Annotated in this window: 17 protein-coding genes; 7 read left to right on the top strand and 10 right to left on the bottom strand. The window is 59.1% G+C overall.

Annotated elements, in window-relative coordinates:
- Nucleotides 1-75: 75 nt before the first annotated feature.
- On the bottom strand, nt 76-1,026 hold the full coding sequence (locus IM304_RS13060) for a LacI family DNA-binding transcriptional regulator (protein ID WP_148420391.1): 951 nt from the start codon (nt 1,024-1,026) through the stop codon (nt 76-78).
- A 293-nt stretch (nt 1,027-1,319) separates the two neighbouring features.
- Between IM304_RS13060 and IM304_RS13055 the strand changes: the two genes are divergently transcribed.
- The 6 genes from IM304_RS13055 (at nt 1,320) to IM304_RS13030 (ending at nt 7,223) form a co-directional block, all read left to right on the top strand.
- Nucleotides 1,320-1,634: a PTS sugar transporter subunit IIB gene (locus IM304_RS13055; RefSeq protein WP_148386083.1), complete on the top strand. Its 315-nt coding sequence runs from the start codon at nt 1,320-1,322 to the stop codon at nt 1,632-1,634.
- An 11-nt stretch (nt 1,635-1,645) separates the two neighbouring features.
- The gene (locus IM304_RS13050) at nt 1,646-2,971 is read left to right on the top strand and encodes a PTS sugar transporter subunit IIC (RefSeq protein ID WP_176609107.1); all 1,326 of its coding nucleotides are present in this window, start codon (nt 1,646-1,648) and stop codon (nt 2,969-2,971) included.
- A 17-nt stretch (nt 2,972-2,988) separates the two neighbouring features.
- Entirely contained in the window at nt 2,989-4,365 is a 1,377-nt protein-coding gene (locus IM304_RS13045) for a glycoside hydrolase family 1 protein (RefSeq protein ID WP_193355427.1), read from the top strand.
- A gap of 5 nt (nt 4,366-4,370) precedes the next feature.
- Nucleotides 4,371-4,673: a PTS lactose/cellobiose transporter subunit IIA gene (locus IM304_RS13040; RefSeq protein WP_014168006.1), complete on the top strand. Its 303-nt coding sequence runs from the start codon at nt 4,371-4,373 to the stop codon at nt 4,671-4,673.
- A 140-nt stretch (nt 4,674-4,813) separates the two neighbouring features.
- On the top strand, nt 4,814-6,193 hold the full coding sequence (locus tag IM304_RS13035; protein WP_148420388.1) for a carbohydrate porin: 1,380 nt from the start codon (nt 4,814-4,816) through the stop codon (nt 6,191-6,193).
- Between the two features lie 124 nt (nt 6,194-6,317).
- Nucleotides 6,318-7,223, top strand: coding sequence for a DMT family transporter (locus IM304_RS13030; protein WP_193355428.1), 906 nt, complete (start codon nt 6,318-6,320; stop codon nt 7,221-7,223).
- A 109-nt stretch (nt 7,224-7,332) separates the two neighbouring features.
- Here IM304_RS13030 and nepI read toward each other — a convergent pair whose 3' ends face one another.
- The 3 genes from nepI to IM304_RS13015 all read right to left on the bottom strand — a co-directional run bounded on the left by nepI (nt 7,333) and on the right by IM304_RS13015 (nt 9,668).
- On the bottom strand, nt 7,333-8,526 hold the full coding sequence (nepI, locus tag IM304_RS13025; RefSeq protein ID WP_193355429.1) for a purine ribonucleoside efflux pump NepI: 1,194 nt from the start codon (nt 8,524-8,526) through the stop codon (nt 7,333-7,335).
- A gap of 64 nt (nt 8,527-8,590) precedes the next feature.
- Nucleotides 8,591-9,118, bottom strand: a complete 528-nt coding sequence (locus IM304_RS13020; RefSeq protein ID WP_003861040.1) for an SRPBCC domain-containing protein — start codon at nt 9,116-9,118, stop codon at nt 8,591-8,593.
- 97 nt (nt 9,119-9,215) lie between these two features.
- On the bottom strand, nt 9,216-9,668 hold the full coding sequence (locus IM304_RS13015) for a DUF1198 domain-containing protein (RefSeq protein WP_193355430.1): 453 nt from the start codon (nt 9,666-9,668) through the stop codon (nt 9,216-9,218).
- A gap of 99 nt (nt 9,669-9,767) precedes the next feature.
- Between IM304_RS13015 and IM304_RS13010 the strand changes: the two genes are divergently transcribed.
- Nucleotides 9,768-10,670, top strand: a complete 903-nt coding sequence (locus IM304_RS13010) for a LysR family transcriptional regulator (protein WP_193355431.1) — start codon at nt 9,768-9,770, stop codon at nt 10,668-10,670.
- On the opposite strand, the gene IM304_RS13005 is transcribed toward IM304_RS13010, so the two are convergent.
- The 6 genes from IM304_RS13005 to ilvN form a co-directional block, all read right to left on the bottom strand.
- Nucleotides 10,658-11,662 carry an alpha/beta fold hydrolase gene (locus tag IM304_RS13005; protein ID WP_193355432.1) on the bottom strand — a complete coding sequence of 335 codons (1,005 nt, stop codon included), beginning with the start codon at nt 11,660-11,662 and terminating at the stop codon, nt 10,658-10,660. The genes IM304_RS13010 and IM304_RS13005 overlap by 13 nt on opposite strands.
- Nucleotides 11,663-11,824: 162 nt before the next feature.
- A complete protein-coding gene (gene uhpT, locus IM304_RS13000) occupies nt 11,825-13,216 on the bottom strand; it encodes a hexose-6-phosphate:phosphate antiporter (RefSeq protein WP_193355433.1) in 1,392 nt (463 codons plus the stop codon).
- Between the two features lie 132 nt (nt 13,217-13,348).
- Entirely contained in the window at nt 13,349-14,668 is a 1,320-nt protein-coding gene (locus IM304_RS12995) for an MFS transporter (protein ID WP_193355434.1), read from the bottom strand.
- Nucleotides 14,661-16,166 carry a signal transduction histidine-protein kinase/phosphatase UhpB gene (gene uhpB / locus IM304_RS12990; RefSeq protein ID WP_193355435.1) on the bottom strand — a complete coding sequence of 502 codons (1,506 nt, stop codon included), beginning with the start codon at nt 16,164-16,166 and terminating at the stop codon, nt 14,661-14,663. The genes IM304_RS12995 and uhpB overlap by 8 nt, the downstream gene beginning before the upstream one ends.
- A complete protein-coding gene (gene uhpA, locus IM304_RS12985) occupies nt 16,163-16,756 on the bottom strand; it encodes a transcriptional regulator UhpA (RefSeq protein WP_176609115.1) in 594 nt (197 codons plus the stop codon). The genes uhpB and uhpA overlap by 4 nt, the downstream gene beginning before the upstream one ends.
- A 77-nt stretch (nt 16,757-16,833) precedes the next feature.
- Nucleotides 16,834-17,121 (bottom strand): acetolactate synthase small subunit, encoded by a 288-nt coding sequence (gene ilvN, locus IM304_RS12980; protein ID WP_148420378.1) that lies wholly within the window; start codon nt 17,119-17,121, stop codon nt 16,834-16,836.

Below are 17,121 nucleotides of genomic sequence, written 5' to 3'. Positions count from 1 at the left end.
CGGCGAGTGGATTATATGGAGGATTATTGAGTTTTCGCCGGGTGGCGCTGCGCTTACCCGGCCTACATCACACGTTTAACGTTTCCGCACGTCCGGAATAATTAAATCCCCACGCAGCACGTAAGATCCCAGCATCTGCGTTTTTTGATTCAGCCAGGTCACGATGCGCGCAGCCATGGCGTCCATGGAATACTCGATAGCCGGGATCACCGGAATTCCCGGCAGATGCAGCGACCCGGCCAGGCTAAACACCATGATGTCTTCCGGTACCGATTTATTAAACGCCTGAAGCTGCGGGATCACCCTCTGGGCCTCCTGCTCGTCCGCCACCAGCAGCGCGTTGAAGTTCAGCGTCGACGCGTTGTTGAGCAACTCCTGAAGCGCAACGGACGACGAGGTTGCGTCCATGAACACGAGGTTGCGATTAAAGGGCAGGAAGTTCTTCTCCAGCGCGTGTTTGTAACCGAGCAGCACCTGGTCGGCAAACCCGCTGCCGTGGGGGTGGATCAGCGCAATCTGGCGACGCCCCTGGCTGGTGAGGTAGTTACACGCCGTTTCAGCAGCGAAAGCGTGATCGAACTGGATGCTGTTGGCGTTATCGGCTTCCATACAGTCGACCAGAATGACGTTGTCCATGTCGACGTCCAGCGGGAAACGCGCGCCAATGACCAGGATGTCATCGCAGAGCCCGCAGGAGAGCTCTTCAAGGGCGTTCATCACTTCCGTTTTGGTGTGCGCGAAACGCAGCAGCAGGTGTTTTTGATGCTGGCTGAGGTGTTTTTCCAGCGCATACAGGTAACCGGTGGTCTGGTTAATATTTTCCTGCGCGCAAATCACCCCAATGCACCCCGTCGACTGACTGAGCAGCGACTGCGCAATCACGTTGGGACGATAGTTCAGCTCATCCACCGCTTTCAGCACGGCCTGACGGCTGGCCTCTTTTACGCCACGTGACCCACTCAACACTCGCGATACCGTGGCTTTAGACACCCCGGCCAGACGTGATACATCATTGATTGTCGACATCTTTTTCCCCTGGCAGGCCATCCTCGCGCCTGCAAATTCCATAACCGCTACGGCTCACATTATAGCCAGAACGGAGTATATCCGTTTCCGTTTTCCATGGAAACCGATTTTCCGTTTCCACTCAAATTGACGTTAAAACAGCCAAATTATGTGACCCACATCCGGTTAATTAGCGTCATAAGTAGTGGATATTGATGGTTGTCACACTTCTGTCTTTTATGAATGGAAACCGGTTTCCGTATCATGTCCAATCATCCTCGCAATAACTTTTTACATTTTGAGGATGGTTGTCGATGTTCAAGATTATGCTGTGCTGTTCTGCCGGGATGTCCACCAGCCTGCTGGTCAGCAAAATGATCGATGTTGCTAAAGAGCGGGGCTTGCCCGTGAAGATTGATGCGTACGGCGTGTCCGAATTTGATACGCAGTTTCCGCAATACCAGGTGGTTCTTCTCGGACCGCAGGTGAAATACATGTTAAAGACACTCTCAGACAAGGCGGCGACGCAGGGTATTCCGGTGCAGCCCATCGACATGATGGACTACGGCATGCAGCGTGGCGATAAAGTACTGGACTATGCTCTGTCGCTCATCGAAGCGGCACACTAAAAGGTGTTCACATGAGTTCGTTATATCAATCCATGGTCGCGGTTATTGAGCAGTCAATTACCCCGCTGGCCGCAAAGCTTGGCCAGCAAAAGTATGTGATTGCCATCCGCGACGGCTTTACCGCCGCGCTGCCGTTTATGATCATCGGCTCGTTTATGCTGGTGTTCATCTTCCCGCCGTTCTCGGCGGATACCACCAACAGCTTCGCCCGCGGCTGGCTGGACTTCTCCGAGACCTACCGCGAGCAGCTGATGCTGCCGTTTAACCTCAGCATGGGCGTCATGACCTTCTTCATTTCGGTGGGGATTGGGGCGAGCCTGGGGCGTCAGTTTAACCTCGACCCGGTGATGTCTGGCCTGCTGGCCTTTATGGCCTTCCTGCTGGTGGCGGCGCCGTATGCCGACGGCAAGATCTCAACGCAGTATCTGTCCGGCCAGGGCATCTTCACCGCGCTGATTACCGCTATCTACTCCACCCGCGTCTATGCGTGGCTGAAGCAGAACAACGTGACCATCCGCCTGCCGAAAGAAGTCCCGACCGGCGTGGCGCGTTCGTTCGAGATCCTGATTCCGGTAATGGTGGTGATCGGCACGCTGCATCCGCTGAACCTGTTCATTGAAGCGCAAACCGGAATGATTATCCCGCAGGCGATCATGCACCTGCTGGAGCCGCTGGTGTCTGCGTCAGACTCCCTGCCCGCAATCCTGCTCTCCGTACTGCTGTGCCAGATCTTCTGGTTCGCCGGTATTCACGGGTCGCTGATTGTTACCGGCATCATGAACCCGTTCTGGATGGCGAACCTCTCTGCTAACCAGGCGGCGCTGGCCGCTGGCGCAGCGCTCCCGCACGTTTATCTGCAAGGCTTCTGGGATCACTACCTGCTGATTGGCGGCGTAGGCTCCACGCTGCCGCTGGCGTTCCTGCTGCTGCGCAGCCGCGCCACGCACCTGCGCACCATCGGCAAAATGGGCGTCGTGCCCAGCTTCTTTAACATTAACGAACCGATTCTGTTTGGCGCGCCGATCATCATGAACCCGATGCTCTTTATTCCATTCGTGTTCGTTCCGCTGGTCAACGCCTGCCTGGCGTACGGCGCAACAAAGCTCGGCTGGCTGGCACAGGTCGTCTCGTTAACGCCGTGGACCACGCCCGCGCCGATTGGCGCCTCGTGGGCGGCAAACTGGGCGCTCAGCCCGGTGATTATGTGCCTGGTGTGTATGGTGATGTCCGCGCTGATGTACCTGCCGTTCCTGCGCGCCTATGAGCGTACGCTGATGAAAAACGAAGAGCAGAAAGCCCAGGCAACCGTCGGTGCAGCTGAAACCGTAAGCCAATAAGTCAAAGAGGAAAGGACATGAAATACGCATTTCCCGATAATTTCTGGTGGGGCAGCGCAAGCTCCGCGCTCCAGACCGAAGGGACACGAGAGGGCGAAACCACGTGGGATTACTGGTTTGCCCGCGAGCCGAACCGTTTTCACAACGGCGTGGGGCCGCAGCACACCTCCACGTTTTATCAGCACTGGAAAACGGATATTCAGCTGTTAAAGCAGCTGAACCACAACAGCTTTCGTACCTCGATTAGCTGGGCGCGCCTGATCCCCGACGGTATCGGTGAAGTGAACCCGGAAGCGGTCGATTTTTACAATCAGGTCATTGATGAGCTGAATGAACAGGGCATCACGCCGTTTATTACCCTGTTCCATTTCGACATGCCGATGGCGATGCAGGAGATCGGCGGCTGGGAAAATCGTGACGTGGTGGACGCTTACGCCCGCTATGCGCAGATTTGCTTCGAGCTGTTTGGCGATCGCGTGCTGCACTGGTTTACCTTCAACGAGCCGATTGTGCCGGTTGAGGGCGGTTATCTGTACGATTTTCACTATCCGAACGTGGTGGATTTTCGTCGGGCAGCGACCGTGGCCTATCACACCGTATTGGCCCATGCGAAGGCCGTTCAGGCTTACCGCGCCGGGCATTACGCGGGGGAGATCGGCATCGTACTGAACCTGACGCCATCCTATCCGCGCTCGCAGAACCCGGCGGACGTGAAGGCGGCGCACATCGCAGACCTGATGTTTAACCGCAGCTTCCTGGACCCGGTCCTGCGCGGTGAATATCCGGCGGATCTGGTGGCGCTGCTGAAATCCTACGATCAATTACCCGCCTGTAAACCGGAAGACGGTTTCCTGATTGCGGAGGGGAAAATCGACCTGCTCGGCGTGAACTACTATCAGCCGCGTCGCGTCAAGTGTCGCGACAGCGCGGTAAACCCGCAGGCGCCGTTTATGCCGGAGTGGTTCTTCGATAATTACGAGATGCCGGGCCGCAAGATGAACCCGTACCGTGGCTGGGAAATATACGAGCCGGGTATTTACGATATTCTGGTTAACCTGCGCGACAATTACGGCAACCCGCGCTGCTTTATTTCCGAAAACGGCATGGGCGTCGAAAATGAGCAGCGCTTTATTGAAAATGGCCAGATTAACGATCGGTACCGCATCGATTTTATTTCCGGGCATTTAGCGTGGCTGCATAAAGGCATTAGCGAAGGGTGCAATTGCCTTGGCTACCATATGTGGACGTTTATTGATAACTGGTCATGGTGTAATGCCTATAAAAACCGCTACGGTTTTATCCAGCTCGATCTGGAGACGCAGCAGCGCACCATAAAGAAAAGCGGAGAGTGGTTTGCCGCCACCGCCTTAAATAATAGCTTTGATAAAGAGTAACCATGATGATCGCACTAGAAGAAGCCGTAATGGAAATTATCGTCAACGCCGGTCAGTCCCGCAGCCTGTGCTTTGAAGCCCTGCACGCGGCGCGCCAGGGCAACCTTGACGAAGCCAAAAGCCTGCTGCGCGAAGCCGACGGCTACGCGCGCCAGGCGCACAAGATGCAGACCAAACTGATCGAGCAGGACGCGGGCGAAGCCCGCCAGCCGATGACGTTAATCATGGTGCACGCGCAGGATCATTTAATGAACTCCCTGCTGGCGCGTGAATTATCCGAAGAGATTATTCATTTATATCAGAGATAGCCTATGACGAAATAACGTTACCGTAAGACCTCTGTACCTGAAAATATAAATCACTCTGTTTCTGATGATAGCGACATATTCTGTCTAATCGGAACGAGAGGATTATTGTCTGAATAAAATGTAAATTAATAGAGACGACAATGAAAAACAGTAAAAAACTTCCATTAACCATGGCGGTTATCGCCGCGCTTTGCCCAATTTCCGTGCTCGCACAAGAATTCACGCAGGAGCAAATCGACGCCATTGTGGCGAAAGCGGTGGATAAAGCGCTGGCCGAACGGCAGGCGAAAATGGACGCGGCGATCGCGAAAAAAGCGGACGTGGTAACCGAACCGCAAAGCGCGGCGCAGTCCCCGGATATGGCGATTCCGTTCGGGGTTAAATTTACCGGCTACGCCCGCTACGGCGCGCACTTCCAGGCCGCCGATCAGAAATACGTGGCGGTAGACGGCTCCTACAACGGCGCCTCCGCGATTGGTCGTCTGGGTAACGAAGGCAACGGCGGCGAATTCCAGCTCTCCAAGGCCTTCAAGGGTGAAAACGGCGCCATCTGGGACATCAACGTGATGATCGACCACTGGGGTGACGAAGTTAACCTGAAAAAAGCCTACGCCGGGGTGACCAATATTATGGCGTCTAACCCGAACGCCTACTTCTGGGCCGGTCGTGACTTCCACCAGCGTCCGCAGCAGGGCATTAACGATTACTTCTGGATGAACCACGACGGCCAGGGCGCCGGGGTGAAAAACTTCGACATCGGCGGCGTGCAGTTTGACGTCGCTGCCGTGGCGGCGGTGGAATCCTGTAGCCCGGAAGTGATGGAGGACGAAGCGAACCCGTCGCGCATCACCTGTACCGGCGGTTCCGGCACGGGCGATAAAGGCAACTACGCCGCCACCTCTAAAATCCACGGCATGAAGCTCGGCCCCATCGACATGGAGCTTTACGCCAACTACGGCTTCGACTCTAAGGCGATCGAGAGCGACGAGCGCCTGAATGCCTGGCAGGGCGGCGTGGTGCTGAGCCACACCAACGACAGCGGCGTGAACAAGGTGATCGCCCGTTACTCTGATAACGCGGACAACAGCGTCTTCAACAAGACCGAGGATCTGACCACGGTCTACGCCAGCTTCGAAGGGCTGTATAAATTCACCCAGGCCACGCAGGTGGAGTACATTCTCGCCTTCCACGACTATGACAACAGCCGCGATGACGCCGACAATCGTAAGAACTACAACGCGATTGTGCGCCCGATGCACTGGTGGAACGACGTTCACTCCACCTGGCTGGAAGCGGGCTGGCAGCACGTTGACTACGATAACGGCGGCGACAACAAGGGCTGGAAGCTGACTCTATCCCAGAACATGTCTATCGCCATGGGGCCGGAGTTCCGTCCGATGCTGCGCTTCTACGTGACCGGCGGCAAGGTGGATAACGAACGCACCGCGCGCGTGAACAACACCAAAGACGAAACGCTCGACGACTTCAACGTCGGGGCTATGTGGGAGGCGTGGTTCTAAGCAAGGTAGAAGCAAAACGGTGTTTCCCCCTCTCCCCGTGGGAGAGGGTCGGGGTGAGGGCATCAGGCCGCACACAACCATGCTATGCTGTTGGCCAATGAACGACAACATCGCAGGGGAGAACATGGGGTCCACACGTAAAGGGATGCTAAACGTCCTGATCGCCGCCGTTTTATGGGGCAGTTCCGGGGTTTGCGCGCAGTACATCATGGAGAAAAGCCACATTTCTTCGCCTTACCTGACCATGATTCGCCTGCTGTTTACCGGCGTGATCCTCCTGACGCTTTCCTTCGTTCACGGCGATAAGATTTTTTCGGTCATCAAAAACCGCAAAGACGCCATCAGCCTGCTGTTTTTCTCGCTGGTCGGCGCGCTTACCGTGCAGCTCACCTTCCTGCTGACGATTGAAAAATCCAACGCCGCTACGGCGACCGTGCTTCAGTTTCTGTCTCCGACAATTATCGTGGCGTGGTTCGCCCTGGCGCGGAAGAAGCGTCCCGGCGTGTTTGTCCTGTCGGCGATTTTGACGTCACTGGTCGGCACCTTCCTGCTGGTCACCCACGGCGACCCCACTTCACTCTCCATCTCGCCTGCGGCTTTGTTCTTCGGCATTGCCTCGGCCTTTGCCGCGGCGTTTTACACGACGTATCCGTCAACCCTGATCGCCCGCTACGGCACGCTGCCGATTGTCGGCTGGAGTATGCTGATTGCGGGAGTGATGCTGACGCCGTTCTACGCCGGGCGCGGCACCACCTTCGTCATTGACGGCAGCCTGCTGCTGGCGTTTTTTTACCTGGTGGTGATCGGCACCGCGCTGACGTTCAGCCTGTACCTGAAAGGCGCGCAGATGATCGGCGGGCCGAAGGCAAGCATTCTGAGCTGCGCCGAGCCGCTGAGCAGCGCGCTGCTGTCGGTGATTTTGCTTGGCGTAGCGTTTACCCTGCCGGACTGGCTGGGCACGCTGCTGATCGTGTCGTCGGTGGTGTTGATTTCGATGGATTCGAGAAGTCGGGTTCAGACATCGGCATAAGCGAATGTCCCCTCACCCTAACCCTCTCCCCATAGGGGAGAGGGGACGGCTCGGTGCAGTCTTTTCACCCTCGCCCCTTTGGGGAGAGGGCCGGGGTGAGGGGGGGAATTTACGACTTCGCCTTCACCTTCCCCGCCACCAGCAGCGCGGTCAGCAGCATCAGCGTGCCGGAGATGACCAGCGGTGACGTCAGCCCCAGGTGGTCAAGCGCAACGCCGCCCACTGCCGCACCGCAGGTGTTCGCCAGCTGGATCACCGCCACCTGAATCGACCCGGCTTTTTCCGCCTGATCGGCAAGCGAGCGGGTGATCCACGTCGACCAGCCCACCGGCACCAGCGCAAAGGCAAAGCCCCAGATAATCGCGATGGCAGACGCCACCCACTTATCGCTGCCCCACAGCACCAGTACCGCCGCGCTTATCGCCAGCACCAGCGGCGCACCCGCCAGCGCCACCTTCAGGGAGCGCTTCAGGAACTGGGACGACAGCGAGGTGCCGACAAAGCTGGCGATACCGAAGCTCAACAGCACCAGCGTCAGGCCGTCCACGTCAAAGCCCGCCATGGTCATATACACCGGGCGAATATAGGTAAAGAAGGCAAACTGCCCGGCAAAGGCCATAAAGATGGCGGTCATCCCCGCCAGCACGCCCGGGCGTTTAAGCAGGCTGAACATGTTCTGTTTGTGGTGCGCCGCCTCACCCGGCAGGGACGGCAGCGCCTTCCACACCCAGATAATGCACAGCACGCCCATCACCGCCGCCGCGTTAAAGACGTTACGCCAGCCGATAATCCCGCCGAGGAAGCTGCCCAGCGGCGCGGCAATCACCAGCGCGATGGAGACGGCACCGAAGATAACGGACAGCGCTTTCGGCACGGTGCGCGCGGGCACCAGGCGCATGGTCAGCGAGGCCGACATCGCCCAGAAGCCGCCAAGCCCAAGACCCAGACAGGCACGGCCGAGCAGCAGCAGGGTGAAGCTTTCAGCGAAGGAGACCAGCAGGCAGGAGAGCGTCAGCAGCACGCTGAACAGAATGACCACTTTACGGCGATCAATCGCGCCAATAGCCTGGGTGATAAACAGGCTGGCGAACATCGCTACAAACGCGGTGACGGTGACAGACTGCCCCGCCACGCCTTCGGAGATGCCCAGATCCTGCGCCATCGGCGTCAGCAGGCTGACCGGCAGAAACTCAACGGTAATCAGGCAGGCTACGCAAAACGCCACGGAGAAAACCGCCGACCAGTTGGGGCGTGAAACCTCTTTGGCCTGCGGCGGGGTCGTGGGCTGGATATGTTCTGTCATGGCGTCACCTGAGATAAAAACGTGCGGAAAAGTCGCGCAGTTTATCATCAAAAGTGTGACGAATTTAACGTTTCGACAACTTTTCTTGCATCGCTGCATTCGCCAGACCGACGATCCACTCCTGGTGCCCGTTGATCATTGGATTCGGCACGGTGCGAGCAAGTTCCTGTGCAGGAACGCCTTTCTGCGACTCCTGAGTCAGAATACGGACGCGATTTCCCGGCAAGTCCTCAAACAGCCAGGCGTGGATCACATCCAGACGCGAGCTGGCATCGCCCTCCACCCAGCCGTGCCAGGCGATCCGTGCGGCTTCGCCGTCAACGGGCGGAACATACTCCGTGACCTGCGCCTCAACCGGGAAGCCAAAGGTCGTGAAGCGGAAGCGGGCGTTGGCGCTCAGTTCCGGACCGCTGCCGTCGTGAAAACGAATATCTTCGGCGTTGCTGTAGTAGTTCGGCCACAGGGTAGTGTCGTTAAGCTGCGCCCAAATCTCTTTTGCGCTCAGCCCGGCGACGATGATTTCGTTGGATGCAAAGTTATCGGTTGTGCCTGGCAGGTAGTCGTTTGGCCAGATAATGGCGGATTGTTTCATGGTTCACCTCATCAGCGAGTGGATGAAGTGATGGTGCGCCTGCGGCAGATATAAATCTAATGACGATGCTTTATACTCTTCATCACGTTTCGTGATATCAGTGCAGATAAAACACGCCCTCTTCCGGGAGGAAAAGCTGGTTATAGCGCAGCTGGAAGGCGTTAAGATCCTGCGGATCGGGCTCTATCTCGCGCATGAAGCCGAGCGCGAGGCGGATTTGCGCATCGGTGATCGGTGCGGCCAGGCGGGCTTTACGCAGCATGCGGTGCCAGGTATGCAGATTCTCCTCGCTCCCGTCGACGATGCAGACCTGCCAGATAAGCAGGACCTGGGCGGCGTTTTGCAGATGCGCTTCGTCTGGGCGCTCAAGGTAGCGGATAAACTCATTGCCCGGCGTTTTACCGAACTGGTCGATCATCGATTCTACCGGCATCGGGGTGATACCCAGACGCTCGCTTAAACGTTTGATGGCGCGGCGGGAATCCGAGGTCAGGACACGAAACCCAACCACAAACACCACGGCAAGCGTTGCCAGCATTATCCAGACCATGCGTTCTCCTTAGACTAGCCGCCCATCATAGCGGGAAACGCAACGCGTCGACAGCGGGCAGCGCCATAATAGTGAACGGAAAAGAGGTAGCAAAACACCATGAAAGCGGATCTGCGCACGCTGGATCTAAACCTGCTGAAAACGCTCGACGCTCTGCTGGATGAACGCAGCGTCACCCGCGCGGCGGCGCGTCTTGCTCTGACCCAGCCCGCCGTGAGCGGCATGCTCAACCGCCTGCGGGACTACTTCGACGATCCGCTCTTTATCCGCGCCCCGCACGGCATGGTGCCAACCACGCGCGCTGAAGCGCTGGCCGCTCCGGTGAAGCGCATTCTCGCGGATATCGACGTGCTGCTTCAGCCCGTTGCCTTTGACCCTAATACCGCTCGCCTCACCTTCACTCTTGCCGCTACGGATTATGCACTTCGGGCGGTTGCTGTGCCGTTTATCGCCGCCCTTAAAACACAGGCGCCTGGCATACGCGTGCGCGTGGTGCCCGTTACCCCCGGTAGCCTTGTCAGCCAGCTTGAGCAGGGCGCTATTGACGTAGCGCTTATCACCCCCCACACCACGCCCGATGAGCTTCACAGCCGTGCGCTTTATGATGAACGGTACGTATGCATGATGCGCGCCGACCATCCAAACGCCGGAGAGCCAATGACGTTAGAGCGATTTTGCGCCCTTGAGCATGTGCTGGTCTCTTACGAGGGAGACGGCTTTCGCGGGGTAACCGATAGCGCGCTGGAGAAAATTGGCCGGACGCGGCACGTGGGTCTCTCGGTGAGCCACTTTTTGGTTCTGCCGGACGTGCTGGCCCTCAGCGATATGATTGCCGTCGTGCCGTCACGCATCGCGGAAAATCAGACGGGGATGTTCATCTGCGAGACGCCAGTTCCCGTGCCAGGCTTTACCAAAAGTATGGCCTGGCACGGCAGAACGCACCGCAATCCCGCGCAGGCGTGGCTGCGCGGGCTGTTACTGCAAACCAGTCAGCGGGCCTGAAGTCCCTTAAGCAGCGCCTCGTGGAAGCGCTCAGGATCCTGCATCTGCGGCGCGTGGCCCATGTCGTTGAACTCGACCAGCGTCGCGTGCGGGATGCGCTTCGCCGTCTCCTTTCCCAGCACCGCATAGTTGCCGAGCGTTTTGCGGATCTCAGGCGGGGCGAGATCTTTCCCGATGGCGGTGTTGTCCTTCGTGCCGATCATCAATAATACCGGCATCTTCAGTTCACTAAATTCGTAGATCACCGGCTGGGTGTAGATCATGTCGTAGAGCAGCGCCGAGTTCCAGGCCACACGTTTTTTTCCCGGCCCGTTGTTCAGCCCGGCGAGCATGGTGACCCAACGCTCATACTCCGGCTTCCACTCTCCGGCATAGTAGGTATTTTTCTCGTACTGACGAATGCCGTCGGCGCTGACCTTCAGCTCGCGCTGGTACCACTGGTCGACCGTAATATGCGGCACGCCGCGCGCTTTCCAGTCCTCCAGGCCTATCGGGTTGACCATCACCAGCTGCTCCACCTGCTGCGGCCACATCAGCGCGTAGCGGGTCGCCAGCATGCCGCCGGTCGAGTGGCCGATAACCGTCACGCGATCGACGCCGAGGGTTTTCAGCAAGGCGTGGGTGTTATCCGCCAGCTGCTGGAAGGTGTACTGATACCGCTCCGGCTTGGTGGATTTACAGAAGCCGATCTGGTCGGGGGCGATCACCCGATATCCGCTCGCCGACAGCGCGCGGATAGTACCGTCCCAGGTGCCGGCGCAGAAGTTTTTGCCGTGCATCAGCACCGCGGTGCGGCCGTTGGGTTTTTCCGGCTTCACGTCCAGATAAGCCATATCCAGAGACTGGTTTTGCGAGGTAAACGTAAAGTGTTTTACCGGCCAGCCGTAGTCGAAACCTTCCAGCTTCTCGCCGTAGGTAGGGGCATCCGCAGCCAATGCGGGGGCTGACAGCGCCACCAGCAGCGCCAGGCAGGATAATCGTCGGGTCAACATGCAAGCTCTCCAATAGCAAAAAGGGCTAAGGCTGCGCGAAAGGCGGCAGCAAAAACACTGTAGAGCAAGGAGAGGAATGGGTGTGTAAAGCGGGGTAAAGACTGGAGATTCAAAACAAAAAAGCCCGGCATCACACGCCGGGCAAAGAAGTTACCTGCACACTCAGGCCGCTTTTAATTTCTGCGCACGATTTTCACGGCGAATTTTACGTTCTTCCAGTACCGCCACCATCGCCATCAGTACGATACAGCCAATCGCTGCCGCATCCAGCGCCGCGAAGGTGCCCGCCCAGCCAGTGAGGCCGAAAATCGGCGTGCCGTCGGCGATCATCCCCAGGCCCAGCTTGGCAAAGCTGTCGCCGATCAGGTAGGCGAAGGTGCCTTTGATCCCGTCGGCGGCACCGATCGCTTTTTTCGGCACGAAGCCGACCGCCGCCACGCCAATCAGCAGCTGCGGGCCAAACACCAGGAAGCCGAGCGCGAACAGGGACGCCAGGTAGACGTACTGGTTGCTGGCGTGCTGGTACACGCCGAGCGTGGCGATAATCAGCGCCAGCGCAACGCAGGCCACCAGCGCGCGACGGCCGTTGGCGAGATCCGAGAGCCAGCCCCACAGCAGGGTGCCGACCAGCGCGCCCACTTCGAACAGGGTGAAGCCCTGAATCGCCACCTCTTTCGAGAGCTTCAGCTCCTGGAAGGCATACACGGTTGACCACTGGTCGATACCGATGCGCACCACATACAGGAAGATATTTGAGAAGCACAGCAGCCAGATCACTTTGTTTTTCAGCACGTATTCAACAAAGATCTGCCATTTGGACATCTCGTTCTCTTCAGTCTCTTTGTCCTCTTCGCTGATCTCCTCCCCGAACAGCTCTTCGGCTTTGCCGAGGCCGTAAGATTCCGGGGAGTCGCTGCCGTAGCGCAGGCCGATAAAGCCAACGATCAGGGCGATAATCGACGGGAAGATAAACATGCCGATCACGTGGCCGTCGAACAGGACGTTCGCGCCGAACAGCGCCACGCCTGCCGCACCGGCACCGCCGAGGTTGTGGGAGATATTCCACAGGCCGAGGTACGAACCGCGCTTGCGCCGCGGGGTCCATTTGGTGATGGTGGAGTAGCTGCACGACCCGCCGGTACTCTGGAAGAAACCGCTCAGGGCGTAGAAGGCGATCATCAGGAACAGGCTAACGGAGCCTGCGCCCATGCTGGCGCTGAAGCCAAGCATACAGATGGCGGAGAGGATCAGCATAAACGGCAGGAACTGCTTGGTGTTTTTGCCGTCCGCGTAGTAGGACACAACCGTTTTCCCCACCCCGTAGGTGATGGAGAAGCCCAGGCCAATCATCCCCAGCTGCGTCATGCTCAGCCCGTAGGTTGAGATCATGTCGTTCTGGGCGATGTTAAAGTTTTTGCGGATCAGGTACATGGTCAGGTAGCCGATAAAGACCACCAGATAAGACTGCATGAACGGTTTGAACCACATCTTGCGCCGCACGTCGAGCGGCAGATCCAGGGTCGGCTTGCGCACCTGATTGAGAAAGGCCAGCATGGTTGGTTTACTCCTGAGCTGATTTTTACCGCATTGTAAAAATCAGCCGGGAGAGATGCCTGAGACAGCGTCCAGGTAAAACCGGGAAAATGTCTTAGTTTTGCGCCACCCGGCACCAAAAGGTGAAGCGCATCACGCTTCGTTTACCTCGCGCGGCGCCTGCGCATGCAAAAACGGCAGCAGCAGCAGGGCCGAAATCCCCGCCGCGATGGCGATCACCGCGAAGAATCCGCTCCAGTGCCAGATGTCGATTATTCGCGCCAGCGGCCAGCCGGAGAGCGACGCCCCCAGGTAGGCGAACAGGCCGACAAAGCCCGTCGCCGCCCCTGCCGCCTCTTTGTGCGAACACTCCGCCGCCGCCATGCCGATCAGCATCTGCGGGCCGAACACGAAGAAGCCGGTGGTGAAGAAGCACGCCGCCTGCATCACGTAGCTGGCGAACGGCATCAGCCACAGCGAGCCGACGGAGAGTAGGATCCCGGCGGCAAAAATGAGGTTCATCGGGCCGCGGTTGCCGTTGAACAGTTTGTCCGAGCCCCAGCCCGCCACCAGCGCGCCGATAAACCCGCCCAGCTCGAACATGGTCACCGCCGAGTTGGCGGTCACCAGATCCACACCCAGCGTCTCGGACATGTACAGATTGCCCCAGTCGTTGATGGCCGCGCGCACCACGTAGACCAGCACGTAGCAGAGCGACAGCAGCCAGATGTACGGGTTTTTCAGCACGTATTTGGTAAGGATCTCCTTGCGGGACAGCCCCGCCCCCTCCTGCTGCTGGGCAATCTCCATCTCGTCGTGCCGCCAGTCGCCTACCGGCGGAAGCCCCACGGTTTGCGGCCTGTCGCGCAGCCGCCAGCAGAGGAACAGCCCGGCGAGGATCGCGAGACAGCCGGCAATCATCATCCCCGCGCGCCAGCCGTAGTGCAGCGCTGCCGCGCCCACCACCATCGGGATCAGCGCCCCGCCGACGTTATGCGCGGTGTTCCAGATGGCCCACCAGCCGCCGCGCTCGTTGCGCGAGTACCAGGCGGTGAGCAGGCGGGCACACACCGGCGCGCCCCATCCCTGGAAAAAGGCGTTCAGCGCCCACAGCAGGGCAAAGGCCCACAGCGAGGTAGAGAAGCCAAACAGGATGTTCACCACGCCGGTGGCGATCAGCCCGAATCCCATAAAATAGCGCGCGTTGGAGCGGTCGCTGACGATGCCGGAGAAAAACTTCGACAGGCCGTAGGTGATATAAAACAGCGTCGCCAGCAGGCCGATATCGGTGCGCGCCATCACGCCGCTGGCGAGGATCTCCGGCGCGGCGGCGTTGAAGCTTTTGCGGGTGAAGTAGAACAGCGCGTAGCCGAGCCAGATAGTGACGAGGATATGGCGTCGCCAGTAGCGGTAGCGGGCGTCGATTTCCGCCTTATCGCGTATCGGGGCTGCGTCGACAGGGGTGTTAAACATGGTGACTCCGAAGCGGCAAGCTGACGCTGACGCGCGTCCCGTGGGTGCAGGAGATGTTCAGCGTGCCGCCCAGCGCCTTGACGCGCTCGCGCATGCCCGCCAGGCCAAATCCCTGCTGGCCGGAGCCCGGCGGCAGGCCGCAGCCGTCATCTTCAATCACCAGCATCAGGCGCTCGTCCTGCTGCCAGCCCTGTATCGTCACCGCGCTGGCGCTGGCGTGTTTGACGATATTGTTCAGCCCTTCCTGACAGACGCGGAACAGCGTCACGCGCTGGCCTTCGCTCAGCGCAGGTTCATCAATGCGCCAGTCGAGGTGGCTGACAATCCCGCGGCTTTCCAGCTCCATCTCGCGCATCAGGGAGCGCACCGCCTGCGCCAGCGAAAGGTCGTCGAGCTGGCGCGGGCGCAGCCGCCCTAACAGCCGGCGCACCGAGTCATATACGCCTAACGAAAGCTGTTCGATATGCGCCCCGCCCTGCTTCACGCCCGCGTTTTCCGCCGCCAGACGCTGGACGATGCCCGCCTGCGTGCGGATGGCGGTAATGGTCTGGCCGATATCATCGTGCAGCTCGCGGGCAACCTCCTGCCGCACGCTCTCTTCGGTCTCCAGCAGGCGTTCAGCCAGACGGCGGTTGCGCGCCAGCTCGGTTTGCAGGGAGAGGTTCAGCTCGCGCAGACGCTGAATGCCCGCCCCGAGCAGCAGCCCGGTCAGGCTTTGCGCCAGCAGCGAGAGCAGTAAATCCACCGGATGGTCGTGCCAGGTCTGGCTGGCGATCAGCGCGATGGCGTTCATCAGGGTCGCAATCAGCGCTCCCTGCCAGCCGTAGTGCCAGGCAAGGGCAACGATCGGCAGCGCCAGACAAAACGGCGTGAAGCGCGATAGTTCAGCGGGCAGGCCAAGCTGTAGCCAGAGGCTAACCACAAACAGCAGCAGATACCAGATGAGGTGCCGGGCGCGCCAGTTGACGGGCTGTGACACCAGCGCCGGGCCGAGCGGCTGCCAGACGGTGCTGGTGAGGTAGTGCCAGAAAACCAGACAGGTCGGCGCCAGCGTCAGGCCGCCGGTCAGGGTCAGCAGCAGGGCGTTGAGCATCTCCTTGTCGCCCACCCACGGCAGGGACTGCAGCAGCGCGGCGGCAATTAGCGCCGCACCCTGACGCAGCAGCGTGCGCCAGTCGCGCTGGTGGCGGTAGCGGGAGATAAGCGCAACCGGGAGGAGCGTGAGCACGCTCCCGATCGTCAATAACGGCAGATGCGCCAGCGCCACCTCCCGCGCCAGCCAGATCAGCATCAGCCACTCCGCGCCAAGCAGCACCGGCCAGTAGCCGCGCGGGCATTGCAGCATTAATCCAAGACGCAGGCCGAAGGGGAACAGCAGCACCGCCAGCTCCGGGCGCTCCACCAGATGCAGGCTGATGCTCCACAGGCAAAACCACGCGGCGGAGAAGATAAAAAAGCTGGCAACGACGGCGATCAGCCGCGAAATCAGCGGGTTCATTGCCAGCCGTCAAACATGCGGCGCGCCAGCTCAACGTCGTTGCTGACGTTCAGTTTTTCCATCAGGTTGGCGCGGTGAACGTGAACGGTTTTTGGCGACAGGCCAAGCTCTACGGCAATCTCTTTCACCGTCATCCCCTGGGCAAGCTTTTCCGCCACCTGACGCTCGCGTTTTGTCAGCGGATCCTGCCGTCCGGCCGCCAGCTTGATGGCGATATCCGGCGTCAGGTAGCAGCCGCCGGTAGAGACGGTGCGCACGGCGGCAATCAGCTCGTCCGGGCTGCAGCGTTTGGAAAGGAACCCGCGCGCGCCCGCGTTGAGCGCCTGCTCCACCAGCGCCGGGCTGTCGTGAACCGAGAGCATGATGGTCGCCATCCCTTTTGGCAGCTGGCTTAACAGCTCCAGCCCGGAGAGATCCGGCATGGAGATATCGCAGATGCACACCTGTACCCCGCGCCCCGGCAGGCCCGCCAGCGCCTCGCGCCCGGAGCCGAACTCGGCCACCACCTGAAAATCCGGTTCGAGGTTTAAAAGCTGGGCAAATCCGGAGCGGACGATTAGGTGATCGTCGATAAGGGCGATGGTGGTCATGGCGCGTTCCTGGCGGGCGGATAAAAAAACGCGCTTACCTTAACGATAAGCGCACGGGTGTTCAAGCAATGAGCGATTTATTCGAAGAACACCGCAATTTTGTTAAACATGGTGGGATCGGACTGGTTGCGCACCACTCTGGTGACGTCTTCCAGCTTGTCGATTTGCGCCATCATCTGCTCCAGACGCTGGTCATCGTTGACCAGCAGCCAGATGCGGCTGTGCTCGCTGCCCTGAATCGGCAGACAGAGAATACCTTCCACGTTAAACGCGCGGCGGGCAAACAGCCCGCAGACGTGCGTCATGACGCCAGGGTGGTTGCGGACGGTGAGTTCCAGAATGACGTTTTCATGTTGTTTCTGCAT

Source organism: Enterobacter cloacae complex sp. P40C2, assembly GCF_014930695.1.
Classification (GTDB): domain Bacteria; phylum Pseudomonadota; class Gammaproteobacteria; order Enterobacterales; family Enterobacteriaceae; genus Enterobacter; species Enterobacter pasteurii.
This window is presented reverse-complemented; position numbering and strand designations above follow the sequence as displayed.